Origin of the sequence: Terribacillus saccharophilus (assembly GCF_000725365.1) — a bacterium.
GTDB classification, from domain to species: domain Bacteria; phylum Bacillota; class Bacilli; order Bacillales; family Amphibacillaceae; genus Terribacillus; species Terribacillus saccharophilus.
The window spans coordinates 2,488,734-2,503,062 of record NZ_CP008876.1; the positions used below are offsets into that span (position 1 = coordinate 2,488,734).

Here is a 14,329-nt window from a genome sequence, read left to right on the forward strand (position 1 = left end):
GGCAGTGGAAGATAAATTAAACAACATGATGAAGGATGCCATTTGGGTCGGTCAGAGTTTATTCTCCAGAGGCAAAGTAAGCGGTTCTGCTGCGAATTTGAGCTTCAGATATGAGGATAAGGTCTACGTAACGAGAAGCGGGTCTTGTTTTGGGAGGTTAGGCGAAGATGACTTTGCCGTCTTATCGATGGATGGAACAGTATTAAATGGAATTAAACCAAGTAAAGAATGGCCGTTGCATCTAGCATTATTCCAAAAAGATCAATCGGCTGATGCAGTAATCCATACGCACAGTACGTACGCCACGTATTGGTCTTGTCAAAAATGGGATGGTGTATCCGATTTAATACCGACCCCTACGCCGTATTTAAAAATGAAGGTTGGCGAGGTAGGGTTTGTTCCATATGCCCCTCCAGGGACAGAGGAACTATTTGAAGCATTTAGAAATTCGCTAAAAGAAACAAATTGTTATTTACTCGAAAATCATGGGCCGATCTTAGCTGATAAAACGATGTTAGAAGCTTTTTATGCTATAGAGGAATTAGAAGAAGCTTCAAATAATGCATACTTACTTAAAACAACAGAATAGGAAATAGGTATAACTTTTACTTTTGGGTGTTTCGCTGAGTGAAGAGAAAATAATACGAACTTGAGGGGAAATAAATATGGGGATTGAAACGTTAACAATTATTTCAGTAGCTGCATTACTATTGATGTTTGTTATAAATGCAAAGTTACCTATTAATATGGGGATACTCGGTTTCGTTGCTGCATTTATTTTAGCAACGATTACAGGAGTAACGGAAGATGAGATCTTTGGGGAATTTCCAGTAAACTTATTTATCATTTTAACAGGGGTCACCTATTTCTTCGGTATCTTACAAGATAACGGAACAATTGATTTAATAACAGCATCTTCTTTGAAATTAGTAAAAGGAAGAAGGATGTTGATTCCGTGGATTATGTTCTTACTGGAGCTACTGTTGACGAGTATTGGAACGCAGGGAACTGCAGCAATTATAATTGTAGCTCCAATAGCTTTACGCTTGGCACATAAGATTGGATTTAATCAGTTAGGAATGTCCTTGATGGTTGCCTGGGGGATGGTTGGGGGAATCTTCTCACCATTAAACGTTATGGGTATCATCGTTCGCGGGGTAGTCGAAGAAAGTGGAATTTCATTTAATGCCAATACACTATACTTACTTTCTACACTATTTGCAGTAGGATTAGCTTTCCTTACATTTCTCATCTTTGGTGGATTTAAAAGAAGAAAAGCAGATCAGACAAGTGAAATTTCTGAAGATAATGCAGAGTTGCAAGCAATTTTGAATCCAACTATCGAAGTTACACCCTATCGCATCGTTTCTTTATTAGCATTAGGAGCTTTAATCACTTTGGGTATGGTCTTTGAAATGAACATGGGGTTTGCAGGTTTAACGCTTGGTCTTATACTTGCATTATTTAATCCTGCACGACAAAAAGAAATTGTTAGTAAAATTCCTTGGAGCATCATCTTAATGGTTTCTGGTATCGTAACGTATGTTGGAGTTTTGGAGCAAATCGGTGTAACCGATTACATTACGCACTTGGTTTCAGAGGTAGATAATCCGTTATTGGCTATATTGGTTACATGTTATATTGGCGGTATTATTTCTGCTTTTGTATCAACGACAGGTTTCCTTGGTGCTGTAGTTCCTTTATTGATTCCGATGTTAGCTACAGGAGATATCTGGGTTATGGGTGCAGTTGCAGCCGTTTGTATCGCTTCAAGTATCGTTGATATCTGCCCGTTCTCAACCACTGGAGCAATCTTTGTAGCCAATGCGCAAGGTGAAGCAAAAGCAACATTTTATAATCACTTGTTAAAAGCTTCCATATTTATCATTGCTGCCGGTCCTCTCGTTGCGTGGATCGTATATGTAGCATTTTTCTAAGATGTGGAATGAGATCGATAAGATAAAAGTGTTGTGAAATATAAGTAAATCGGAGGTAGCAAATAATGGATTATACAAAATTACTTGATTATGATAAAAAGATTAAGCTAGGTATCGTTGGCGCTTCTCAAGGGTTTGGTTATACATCTTTAGTACAGCTTAAAAATGTAGATCAGATTGATGTTCGGATTGTTTGTTCAATAGATATTGAAGCAAGTTATAATGCATTAATTGAAAGCGGATACAACAAAGAAAAAATCGTGATCTGTCATAATGCAGAGGAAATGAAGCGTACGGACGAAAGTGAAATAATTGTTGTGGATGATTACAAATTGGTTCTGGAATCAGGAATCTCTTCTGTATTAGAGGCAACTGGAAACATGGATGTTGGAACTTATATTGCGGAAAATGCATTAACAAATGGTATCAATGTGTATATGGTTTCTAAGGAAACGGATAGTTTCAGCGGAACTTATTTTAACCAATTAGCACATGTAAATAACACAGTTTATGCTCTGGTAAATGGAGATCAGCCCCGTAATCTAGTAGATTTATATTCTTGGGGAAAACTGCTCGGTCTAAACATTGTCGCAGCTGGTAAATCTAGTGAATATGATTTCGTATTTGATAGAGACTCTGGAAAACTCACCTATACAGATGGAAAAGAAGTATATCATGATAAGCCAGAGATAATGAATGCATGGGAATATGAAGATACAAATACGCTGCAGCAAAGATTTGAATCTTTAAAAGAACTTACTGGAACAATTGCTGCAGATGTTTGTGAAATAAATTTAGTATCTAATGTTACTGGCTTACTACCAGCAGCTCCTGGACTTAATTATCCAATCGCAAAAGTGAACGAATTAGCTGAAATTTTTGTACCTAAAGAAGATGGCGGGATATTAGATCGTTCTGGAGTAGTGGATGTCTTTTATCAATTAAGAGAAAAGAATGAACCTAGTTTTGCTGGCGGTGTCTTTATCGTATTTGAGCTTACCAACGACGAAATTATGGTTGATTTATTAAGAGGTAAAGGTCACATTATTAGTAAGAGTGGAAAGTACGGCTGTATTTATCAGCCATACCACATGATGGGACTGGAAGCACCATTATCAATTATACTTGGAGAACGTCTGGGAGTAGGAACACGTCATGATACACGACAAGTTTCCGTTATGGCAGGGGTTGCCGAGGAAGATCTAAAAGCAGGACATACGTTTACAGTATATGGACATCATCATGAAATAAAAGATGTTAAGCCCCAGTTATTTGAAAGAAATGAAGCGAAAGACGCTGTTCCGTTCTATCTATTAAATAATATAACCCTGAAAAATGATGTGAATAAAGGTGAGGTGATTGGCTTCGAAGATATTGAAGTTGATTCGACTCAAAAAAACACATTTGACGTATATCAAAAAGGATTATCGTTAGAAGTTGGGGTAAAATCCTTCTAAACTCGCTATGGTAAATAAAGTCCTGCACTTTCGAAATTGAATCGGAGGTGCAGGACTTTTAAACTCAAGAAAAAGTATTAGTTTGCTTATAAGAAAGAACGGTTAATCTGCCTATAATTGAAGGGGATTCTTAAAAAACTAGTAAAATTGGATACTAACTTAGTGAACAGCATTTGAGTAAATATTGTAGCTTATGACATGTGTCATAAGCTTTTTCGTACAGGTGTGAATATATCCTCATCCTTTTTCTGTTTATCATTAATATACAAATGCTTCGGAAAGGATGGCGTGAGGATAATGAAAAGTACAGAGAGAATTCGTTTACTTGATATTCTGCGGGGATTCGCTGTGTTAGGGACACTGGGGACAAATATATGGATCTTTGCACACTTGGGTAATTTATCTTACATTACAACCATCGATTACTCGGGATGGTGGCAGCCAGAAGATCTGGTCAGGATGATTGTGCTGTTCCTAGTAAATGGGAAATTATTAGGTTTGTTAACCATTATGTTTGGTGTTGGCATGGAACTGAAGTATCAGCAAGCCCTGCGGCGCGGGAGAGCTTGGACAAAGGTTTATATAGGCACGGCTGTTTTTATATTCATAGAAGGTTTCATACATTATACCCTGGTGATGGAATATGACATTTTGATGAGTTATGGAATAACAGCAATGGTTGTCATGTTCCTGATAAATAGAGACAATCGTTTTATAAAAAGAGTGCTGATTGTGATTGGGAGTATTCACACTGTTGTCATCCTATTTTTGTTAGGAGCGAGTCTTTTTGCAAATGTAACGTTAGGCAGCTTCGAGGAAGTTGTTGCACTATATCAAGGGGGCACTTGGTTTGAGCAAGTGCAATACCGTCTGATGCATTTCTTGCCATTAAGAATGGAAGCAATACTTATTATACCGATGAATATCTTTTTGTTTCTACTAGGAGTTCTACTCATGCGTTCTGGTGTTTTCGCTCCAGATGATAATGGAAAGCAACAGCGTAAGAAGCTATTTACGTTAGGTATATGTGTAGGGCTGCCTTTGAATATGCTTATTTTCATACCAGGAGGTGCTCTTGATATAGCGGTACGTTACTTATTCGCACCTATATTATCCATAGGCTATATTGCGGTTATTTCAATCGTGGTAGAATATGGTAAGTGCAAATGGCTTTGGCGCTGCTTTGAACTTGTTGGAAGAATGTCTTTGAGCTGTTATGTAATGCAAAATGTCATAAGCTCTATCCTCTTTTATGGTTGGGGCTTGGCTCTTGGCGGAAGAGTGGATTCCTTAAGTATCATTCTAATTTGGTTTCTCATCTCACTAGTGCAAATCGCATTTGCATACGTGTGGCTTCGTCTATTCAAGGCTGGTCCATTGGAGAGCATACGTCTCCATACAGTACGTATTCTCATGTCTAAATAGTAGAAGGGAGAAGGAATGACGGATAAGATATACCCTAGAGATCAAATCGGCAGTTATTTAGTTATTGATGTGACAACGATCGTGTTTTTGATTTTTATTGTGTTTCGCACGGACGCAACCTTTGGTTTGTGGGGAAAAGTTTTATTTCTGTTGCTATATGTAATAGCGTTTTATACGGGACTTTGGTATAGAGACTGGCGATTATTAGCCGCAGTTTTGCTGGGGCTTCTCGTCTTAACTTTATTTGCTGTATTTGGAACCATACCAATCTTGCTGTTTGCTTTTACATTTGCGGATCTAATTGGAAGGTCAAAATCAAAAACACATATTGCGATAGGAATGTCAGCTATAGCAATAATGTTTTTTATGGTGCATTGGAAAGTCGGAGACAATCTTTCCCGGCAGGACTATATGATTCTGCTCCCTGTTTTTATCGTACTTCTATTGTTACCTATACTGATTTACATTAAAGAAAAAGCAAAAGGCTTACAAGGCAGACTTGATGCAGCACATACACAGATCGAGAAGTACATCCAACAGGAAGAAAGGCATCGCATAGCAAGAGATCTTCACGACACACTTGGTCAAACGTTAACGATGATAAAGTTAAAAAGTGAATTGACTTCTAGGTTAATAGATCATAATGCCGATGAAGCGAAGCAGGAAGTAAAAGATATATCGATGATGGCAAGAAAAGCTTTGCATCAAGTCAGGGAAGCTGTATCAGAGATGAGATATATTTCATTGAAAAGTGAATTAGAAACATCGCGGGCGCTAATGGAAGGCATAAATATCGAGTTGAATATTGAAAAAGAAGGCGAACTGCCCCTATTGCCTAGTGTTGGAGAGACAATGATAGCTCTTACTATCCGAGAGGCAATGACGAATATCATGAAACACAGCAAAGCAAATCAGTGTATAGTTAGGCTGATGGCTTTTGATAACGCTTTCTCTATACAGATAATAGATAACGGAATTGGACTAGGGGATAAGGGGCCGGGGAATGGCATCCAGTCAATGAAAGAACGGATGGAAGTGGTGCAGGGAACAGCGGAAGTGGCCAACGGAAGCAGTGGCGGAACCAGTGTTACCTTGATTCTGCCAATCTTTCAAACAGACAGGGGGTTCACTGCGTTATGATACGAATCGTCATTGCAGAAGACCAGCAAATGCTGCGTGGAGCATTAACCGCATTATTAAAGTTTGAAGCCGATATAGAGGTGGTGGCAGAGGTATCCGATGGGCAAGCTGCTTGGGAAGTAATTCAAAGTGAACAGCCGGACGTATGTCTTTTGGATATAGAGATGCCTTTCATGAATGGTCTTGAATTAGCAGAGAAAATAAGAACTGATGCATTATTACAATCTTGCAAAGTTGTTATTGTTACGACCTTTGCGCGGCCAGGCTTTTTACAAAAAGCAATAGATGTCAAAGTAGATGGATATTTATTAAAAGATGAACCAATTGACTACCTTATCGAGTCTATTCGCAAAGTGATAAAGGGAGAGCGCGTCATTAGTATGGATTTGGCAGCAACTCTTTTTATGAAGGAAGAGAATCCACTAAGTTTACGTGAAACCGAAGTACTGCGTCTTGCAAAAAGCGGTTTAACAACGAGTGAAATATGCAATGAGCTTTTCTTAACAAAAGGAACTGTGCGAAACTATTTATCTTCTGCCATTCAGAAACTAGAATCTGAAACCAGACAACAAGCCATTAATACTGCTGTACAAAAAGGATGGATTTAGATAGATATATTACTAGCCATCCAGTGAATTTAAAGTTAATTTGGTTAAAGCAGCCCATCAGCAACGTTTCTGATGGGCTGCTTGCTGAAATGAACAAAAAATCTATCTTTACACTTTTCTATTACATTAGGATTATATTCGGAGTTTATCAACGGTTTTTTAGTGGTAAGCCTAAAAAGCAGCTTTTAACTATGTTAGATTTATACTATTCATTTGTTTGATGCAGGACCACTTTCAACTTATGAAATACTCTTAAACTACAGGTGGGATAAAGTGAAAAAACTAATTATGGCAAGTGCAAGCCTTGCAGTCATTCCAGCTTTATTATTAGCAGGCTGTTCGCAGGAAGCAACTTCACAAGACCAAGAGCCGAAGTCGAATGAAAAGTCGGAATTGAGCTCGGATGAGCAAGCAGCAACTTCTCCGGAACCTGCGTCACAGCCAAGCTATCAAGCTATTGAACCTTCTGAGGAAGCCGGACCGCTGGAAAGTCATTACACAGAAACACAGCTGGCGGAAATGCCAATAACAGAGGCGCATGGGGATGACACGAAGAGAAGCGTTCCTTTAGGTCAAACCCTAGAAAAGGGAACGGAAGATGTAACAGATGGACCGCTTCAGAAAAATAGAATCGTTTCTTATTATGGTCATCCTAGTTCTACTAGCATGGGAATTCTGGGAGAGTATAGCCCGGAGGTATTAATGGAGAAGTTGAAGGAGCAGACCAAGGCTTATTCGGAGCTTGATCCTGAAAGACCGGCTATTCCAGCTATTGAATTGATTGCCTCGGTTGCACAGCGGACTCCGGGAGACGAGGGCCATTATGTGCACCCAACTTCAGCTGAGGATATTGAAAAGTATGCTGAGTTAGCTGAAGAAAATGATGCTTTACTGATTTTGGATGTTCAATTGGGTCAGGATTCTATCATGAATGAAGTGAAGTCATTGGAAAAATATTTGAAAATGCCGAATGTCCATTTAGCCATCGATACAGAATTCCATGTTAAAGAAGGGCAAATTCCGGGCGAGGATTTAGGTCACGTTGATGGGGAAAAGGTGCAGGAAGCTATTGATTATGTATCAAATCTAGCATCTGAAAATGGACTTCCGGACAAGGTTGTCATCGTCCATCAATTTGCAGATATCATTATCAGCAATAAAGAAGCTATCCAGCCGACAGAAAATGTGGAAGTAGTCCTGAATAACGACGGCCATGGCATTGCAGCCTTAAAACGATCAGGTTATCATCAGCTTGTACATAATCAGCCTATCCAATATGGAGGATTCAAGGTGTTTTATCAGAAAGACGAACCTGTCATGACACCGGAAGAGGTTCTGGAACTAGATCCTGCACCTGCATTTGTTAATTACCAATAATGGTAGTACGATTGATACACAGAAAGCAATATCATAAGTAAGGTGGATATACATATGCTTAAAGAGGTTTGCGTAGAGAACTTCACGAATGTCCCCGAATTGCTTGCTAAAGGTGCTGGCAGGGTTGAACTTTGTGACAACCTTGCAGTGGGGGGAACAACAGTAAGTCACGGCGTAGCGGAAGTAACGATTAACTATTGCCACGATAAGAACATTAAGGTTATGAGCATGATCAGACCAAGAGGCGGAATTTTTGTTTTTAGTAAAGAAGAAGTGGAAATGATGAAGCGGGATCTCGTGCATCTAAAGGAATTAGGAACAGATGGCGTGGTGCTGGGTTGTTTAAATGAAACTGGCTGGATTGATGAAGATGCTATGGTCACTTTGCTTGATTTAGCGAAAGGACTGGAAGTAACCTTTCACATGGCATTTGACCATATAAGCCCTGATAGTCAGCTGAAAGCGATTGATTGGCTGGTGGAACACGGGGTACATCGAATCCTTACCCATGGAGGTCCGCTAGACACGAAGATTGAAGATAATCTAGCCAGGTTGAAGGATTATATACAGTATGCAAATGACAGAATCATTATCCTTCCTGGTGGAGGCATTTCAATTAAGAATCTGGAATTAATCAAATCGGAACTGCATGTTGGAGAAGTTCATGGGACAAGAGTAGTTGGTTAAATGCGAAACACTACTCTTCAAGATTAAAAACAGCCCTTTCTGCTAGAGCAGAAGGGGCTGTTTTTAATGGAAAGTCTCGGTGAAGGCTTTAAGACATATCAGCCTTCATTGTCCCAGTTTGAATTTGGTGGAATAAAAGAGGACGTAAACCTATGTCCTCTCAACATCCACTTATTAAAATAAACCAAAAATAAAATCCCATAGCCCGAGCACATCTAAAAAGACAATAATGATAGCGATTGGCGTGACATATTTTAATAGATAATACCAGACAAGAAAGAATCCTCTGCCAACATTCGATCCAAGTGCCAGTTCTTCAAAAAGCTCGCTTTTCTTCATTTTTAGCGGAACAAAGAGTGAAATAAGCAATGCCCCTAATGGCATTAATATATTGCTGACTGTATAATCGAACAAGTCAAATATTGTCTTGTCGAATATAAGGAAGTCAGACAGCACGCCATATGACAGACAGGACGGAATTCCGACCAAGAAAATCAACAACCCGAGCTGCCATGATCGTTTTGTGCGCTTGGTTTTGTCTTTTTTTGTCGTGGCCGCCACAAAGATCTCTAACATAGAGAAGGCGGAGGTTAGAGCGGCAAACAAGAATAATATCAGGAAGATGATAAAGAATAGGGTACCAAATTGCATGTTACTGAATACTGCTGGCAAAACTGCAAATATCAGTACCGGCCCAGCATCAGGTTCCATCCCGAAGGAGAAGACTCCTGGGAAAATAGCTAAACCAGCTAAAAGCGCCACAAAAATATTAATAATAATGATAGAAAAAGCCGCTTGCGGCAAATGCTGTGTTTTTGGCAAATAGGAAGCATAAGTAACCATAACGGATACGCCCACGGATAGAGTGAAAAATGCTTGCCCAAGTGCGAACAACACCGACTCTGATGTCAGGTTGGAGAAATCGGGAACCAGCATGAACTGAATGCCTTCCATTGAGCCATCCAAGCTGACAGAGCGAATGACTAATACAACGAATAAAAGAAATAGCGCTGGCATCATGATCTTACTTGTTACTTCAATTCCCTTTTGCACACCCTTAGCAACTACAAGGATTGCTATCAGCATAAAAAGAAATTGAGCGAAGAGCGTTGGGACAGGGTTTGAGATGATGTCGTTAAACAACGCGCCATAACCATCCTGTGAAAGTCCATTAAGGCTGCCGCGGATGGCTTCAAATAGATAAATGATAATCCAGCCGCCAACGACGCTGTAAAAGGATAATAAAATAAAGCATGTGACCACACCAAGTCTGCCTATGATTGTCCAGAGTGACCCAGGTGCAATCTTTTGATAAGCAGATACAGCATCAAGCTTGGTTCTGCGGCCGATGATAAACTCCCCTATCAAAAGCGGGGCGCCAAGTATAACAGTAAAAAGTAAAAAGATTAGAAAGAATGCGCCGCCTCCGCCAGTTCCTGCGATATACGGGAATTTCCAAATGGCTCCCAAGCCGATGGCAGAACCAGCAGCTGCCAATATAAAACCAATTTTAGATTTCCAGTGTTCTTGTGACATGTTGCAACTCCTATTCAGATCAAAAAATAGTAATGGGGGTATAGTAGCACAATTACATATTAATGGACAGACAATTTAAAAAATAAAATAATGACAAAGAGACAGCTGCATAGATAGTATATGTGCAAGTAAGACAAAGCCCCTCCTTCAGCAGGAGGGGCTTATCTATTACTACTATCTCTATCCAAGCTTCTTAGAGTTCTACAATGAATCTTAAATTTCTCCGATAATGACCTTAACTGCCGCTTCTAAATCCTTCACTGACCATGAAGGCAGCTTTGGATTGACTGTTGCCAGTTCATGATGTGCTGGTATATGCACGAATCCGGCAATCATATTCAACTTATTAGTTTCGATGTGATGTCTGACGGTGTACATTGTTTGGTTGCATAAGTAGGTGCCGGCAGTGTTGGAAATCTTCGCTGGCAGGTTATGTTCCTGCAGTTTTGATACCATCTTTTTAATTGGCAATGTCGAGAAGTAGGCATCAGGAGCATCTTCTAGAATCTTTTGCCCGTCGTACTGATTTCCAGCGTTATCTGCTTCTCCGTCCATGCAGTTTATTGCTATTCTTTCCGGTGTAATTCTATTTCTTCCGGCAGCTAGCCCTAAAGAGATGACAACAGAGGGCTGATGTTCTTCGACATGTTCTAAGATGACGCTGGACGTTTTTGTGAAATCGACTGGAAGCACCTTGCCGATTATCTTGTTCCCATTTATCGTTTCTCCGTCCAAGTTGCGGACAATCACTTCTGTAGGATTCGATTTCATCCCTAAAAAAGCTTCAAAGCCAGTGAGTAAGATGTTCAAATTTACTTCTCCTTTTTAATTCAAATACTGATCGAACCAGTCCGTTATTTCATTCAAACGAATAATACGTAAACCTGGATCGCCGCTTCGGGACAGCTCATGATTTGATTCTGGGAAACGCACAAATCGTGTAGGTTTCTTTTGTTGTTTTAATGTGATGTACAATTGCTCGGCTTGTTCAATCGGGCAGCGATAATCATTTTCGCTATGCAAAATGAGCAGTGGTGTTTCCACATCTTTCACATAACGAAGCGGAGAGATTCTCCACAGCTCTTCGGGATTCTCCATAACGGTCGTCTTATGTTCCCATTCGGTAAAGTAGTAGCCGATATCACTTACACCATAGAAGCTAAGCCAGTTACTAATCGAGCGTTGCGTAACGGCCGCCTTGAATTTATTCGTATGGCCAACAATCCAGTTCGTCATGAAGCCGCCATAGCTTCCGCCAGTCACACCTAAGCGAGATGAATCAATCCAATCATAGTTTTCCAAAGCATAATCTACCGCGGTCATAACGTCGTTATAGTCTATGCCTCCATAGTCACCGCGCACGGCATCGACAAACTGCTGCCCATAGCCGTGACTTCCTCTTGGGTTCATGTACAGAACACCATAACCTTTACTCGCAATCACCTGAAACTCGTGCATGAAAGCATGACTGTACATCGCGTGCGGGCCGCCATGAATTTCAAGGACAAGTGGATATGTTTCGCCATCCTTGAAGCCGGTTGGTTTCATAATCCAGCCTTGTAGCTCAGTTCCATCATTCGCTTTGAAATGAAAATCCTCAGGAATAGATAGTGTTTTCGTTTGAAGTAACTGCTCGTTAATTGCTGTTAGACGTTGCTCTTCATTGGCTGACAAAGTCGACACAAAAAGGTCGCCTGGAATAGCAGCCGATTGACTAACTGCATAAACAATCTGTTCTTGATTCTTATCTGTACTAAACGCATAAATCTGACGTTTCCCGCCAATAACAGTGCTGATTTGTTTGTCTAACGTCACTTTATATAAGTGTGTTGATCCTAGTTCACTTGCTAAGAAGAATAGGGCATCGTTCGTCTTGCTCCAAATGGCACCAGCACTTGCAGCTCCTGTGCCCATATCATTAATCGCAACATCGTTGCACTCCACATCCCATTCACTCGTTAAACAGGAGAGTTCTTTTGTGGCAAGATCCAGCGACCATACTCTAGTGAGAGTTGCTCCTTTGTACTCTAGATCATCACCCAATAAAGATAGCTTTGTTCCATCATGGGAGTAGTTTGGCGTATAGAACCTTTTGTCGCTGCTCGTTAGTTTTTCTGTATTATTCGTTGCTAAATCTAGCTGATAGATATCAGAGAAGAATGTCTGCTCAGGATCTTCAGAACGGTTGGCGATATATGCGACGTGCTTTCCAGCTGGTGAAAATGCAGGCGAATGATGATCATATTGTCCGTCTGTTAGTAAGGTTTGGGTGCCAGTTTCTAAATCTATTAATGCCAAATGGTCGAAGGTTTCGTCAGAAAAACCTTTCGCGTCGGATTTGTATTGCAGGTTCGTAGTAATATAAGGCTTTAGTTTTTCTTCTGTCTTTTCTTTTGTTTCCTTTTCTTCCAAGCTGTCGGATGCAGTTAGCGGTACGGTAGAGATGAGCTTCTTTCCGTCTGGTGACAAAACAGGCTGAGAAGCACCTCTTTTTAAAGTGGTAACCTGACTTGCTTCACCGCCGTTAGAAGCGATTTTCCATATTTGCTGCACTCCAGAGCGATTGGACACAAAGAATATGTACCGTCCATCTGGTGACCATCTCGGCTGTGTATCGGAGAAATTACCTTGAGTGAATTGGGTAATTTCCTTTGAATCCACATGCATTAAAAAAAGATTGGATTGATATTTTTCTTTCTCGTTAATTACTCTCTTAACAAAAACAACCCAGCTGCCATCCGGTGATAGCTGTGGATCCGATAAGAACGAAAAATCGAGCAGATTCTGTGCGGAAAGACCGTTTGTTGTCATAGTTTGCTGCCTCCTGTCCAGGGACATCTATTTATTTGTCGTGATATGGGACGGCTTTCTCTTATCCAGCTCTAAAATGACCTAGGCCGGCCCAGAAACCTGTCCACATTCTTATACTATTTCGCCATTTATATAGGTTTGTACTGCTTTGTTTCTCAAATCGAACGGGTTGCCGGTCCAGAGAACAAAGTCTGCATCCTTGCCAACTTCAACAGAACCAACTCGATCGTCTACGCCTAGATGCTTGGCTGCATTCAGTGTAATAGCTTTAAGAGCTGCTTCTTCAGGCAGACCGTATTTGACAGCTAGAATTGCACTCGTCATTAAATGCTCAATCGCAATAACAGGATGATCAGTTGTAATGGAGAATGGTACAGATTCTTCTGCTAGTGCCAGCAGCGTGTTCCAGCCTTTATCGGCAAGCTCGATTTTGGATCGAGGTGTCATAGTTGGTCCTACCGATACGCGGATATCGTGTTTGGCGATAAACGGTGCTATTTGATGTCCTTCTGTACAATGCTCAATCGTTAAATCAATATCAAATTCCTTTTTTAACCGTAGTACAGTGACAATATCATCCGCACGGTGGGCATGGACGCGAAGAGGGATTTCTTTATTCAATACCTTTTCGATATGTTCTAATCCAAGGTTTCTAGCTGCTTTACCAGCTTTGCGATCTTCCATATATGTTTGTGCCTCAATAAATTTTTCACGAAGAATGGCTGCGATTCCCATTCTGGTTGTCGGCATTCTTCCTTTATCACCGTGGAACCGTTTTGGATTTTCACCTGTTGCTGCTTTTAGACCAGAAGGATTGCGAATGACCATGTCATCCACGATTGTCCCAGTCGTCTTTAACACACACATTTCCCCGCCAATTACATTGGCACTTCCAGGCATCACTTGGACTGTCGTAACACCTGACCGTCTCGCATCTTCAAATCCTCTATCCAGTGGGTTTATCCCATCAATTGCGCGCACCTGTGGCGTGGCTGCAGCGCTCGTTTCATTAAAGTCATGTCCTTCTTTTCCTATTCCTTCTTCATGTACACCTAAATGGGTATGTACATCAATTAATCCTGGAGTAAAGTATGTACCGCTAGCATCAATGATTTCATATCCATCTGGAATGGTGTCTTTTCCTATGGAAGTGAACTTTCCATGCTGTATTAAAATTGTTGTATTCTTGAATGTCTTACCTGTGCCGTCTACTCCAGATACATTTGTTATGGCTTTCATTGGTTTACCTCCAAAAGTTATAAAATATTATCTCTTTTCTGAAAACTAGAATTGGGATCCTGTCTGTTCTCGATTCCTTATAACGATAGTAAGGCATCTCACAAATGTTGTA

Annotated in this window: 12 protein-coding genes; 8 read left to right on the plus strand and 4 right to left on the minus strand. The window is 40.5% G+C overall.

All coding sequences use genetic code 11. The features are described 5' to 3' along the window. Window positions 1–4: 4 nt before the first annotated feature. The 8 genes from GZ22_RS12605 (at window position 5) to GZ22_RS12640 (ending at window position 8,631) form a co-directional block, all read left to right on the plus strand. A complete protein-coding gene (locus GZ22_RS12605; RefSeq protein ID WP_217258984.1) occupies window positions 5–589 on the plus strand; it encodes a class II aldolase/adducin family protein in 585 nt (194 codons plus the stop codon). A 76-nt stretch (window positions 590–665) separates the two neighbouring features. Then, the gene (locus tag GZ22_RS12610; RefSeq protein WP_038563107.1) at window positions 666–1,937 is read left to right on the plus strand and encodes an SLC13 family permease; all 1,272 of its coding nucleotides are present in this window, start codon (window positions 666–668) and stop codon (window positions 1,935–1,937) included. A 65-nt stretch (window positions 1,938–2,002) separates the two neighbouring features. Then, window positions 2,003–3,394 (plus strand): homoserine dehydrogenase, encoded by a 1,392-nt coding sequence (locus tag GZ22_RS12615; RefSeq protein ID WP_038563109.1) that lies wholly within the window; start codon window positions 2,003–2,005, stop codon window positions 3,392–3,394. A 294-nt stretch (window positions 3,395–3,688) separates the two neighbouring features. Then, window positions 3,689–4,819, plus strand: a complete 1,131-nt coding sequence (locus GZ22_RS12620; protein WP_093880961.1) for a DUF418 domain-containing protein — start codon at window positions 3,689–3,691, stop codon at window positions 4,817–4,819. Window positions 4,820–4,834: 15 nt separating this feature from the next. Next, window positions 4,835–5,959, plus strand: a complete 1,125-nt coding sequence (locus GZ22_RS12625; protein ID WP_038563114.1) for a sensor histidine kinase — start codon at window positions 4,835–4,837, stop codon at window positions 5,957–5,959. Next, window positions 5,956–6,567 (plus strand): response regulator transcription factor, encoded by a 612-nt coding sequence (locus GZ22_RS12630; protein WP_038563116.1) that lies wholly within the window; start codon window positions 5,956–5,958, stop codon window positions 6,565–6,567. The genes GZ22_RS12625 and GZ22_RS12630 overlap by 4 nt, the downstream gene beginning before the upstream one ends. A 273-nt stretch (window positions 6,568–6,840) precedes the next feature. Beyond that, window positions 6,841–7,944: a hypothetical protein gene (locus GZ22_RS12635; protein WP_245609664.1), complete on the plus strand. Its 1,104-nt coding sequence runs from the start codon at window positions 6,841–6,843 to the stop codon at window positions 7,942–7,944. Window positions 7,945–7,998: 54 nt separating this feature from the next. Continuing rightward, window positions 7,999–8,631: a copper homeostasis protein CutC gene (locus GZ22_RS12640; RefSeq protein WP_038563119.1), complete on the plus strand. Its 633-nt coding sequence runs from the start codon at window positions 7,999–8,001 to the stop codon at window positions 8,629–8,631. A gap of 174 nt (window positions 8,632–8,805) precedes the next feature. Here GZ22_RS12640 and GZ22_RS12645 read toward each other — a convergent pair whose 3' ends face one another. The 4 genes from GZ22_RS12645 to GZ22_RS12660 all read right to left on the minus strand — a co-directional run bounded on the left by GZ22_RS12645 (window position 8,806) and on the right by GZ22_RS12660 (window position 14,217). Beyond that, the gene (locus tag GZ22_RS12645) at window positions 8,806–10,167 is read right to left on the minus strand and encodes a sodium-dependent transporter (RefSeq protein ID WP_038563122.1); all 1,362 of its coding nucleotides are present in this window, start codon (window positions 10,165–10,167) and stop codon (window positions 8,806–8,808) included. Between the two features lie 213 nt (window positions 10,168–10,380). Next, window positions 10,381–10,977 carry a pyroglutamyl-peptidase I gene (locus tag GZ22_RS12650; protein ID WP_038563125.1) on the minus strand — a complete coding sequence of 199 codons (597 nt, stop codon included), beginning with the start codon at window positions 10,975–10,977 and terminating at the stop codon, window positions 10,381–10,383. A gap of 15 nt (window positions 10,978–10,992) precedes the next feature. Beyond that, window positions 10,993–12,978: a S9 family peptidase gene (locus GZ22_RS12655; protein ID WP_038563128.1), complete on the minus strand. Its 1,986-nt coding sequence runs from the start codon at window positions 12,976–12,978 to the stop codon at window positions 10,993–10,995. 111 nt (window positions 12,979–13,089) lie between these two features. Continuing rightward, a complete protein-coding gene (locus GZ22_RS12660; RefSeq protein ID WP_038563132.1) occupies window positions 13,090–14,217 on the minus strand; it encodes an amidohydrolase in 1,128 nt (375 codons plus the stop codon). Between the last annotated feature and the right edge of the window lie 112 nt (window positions 14,218–14,329).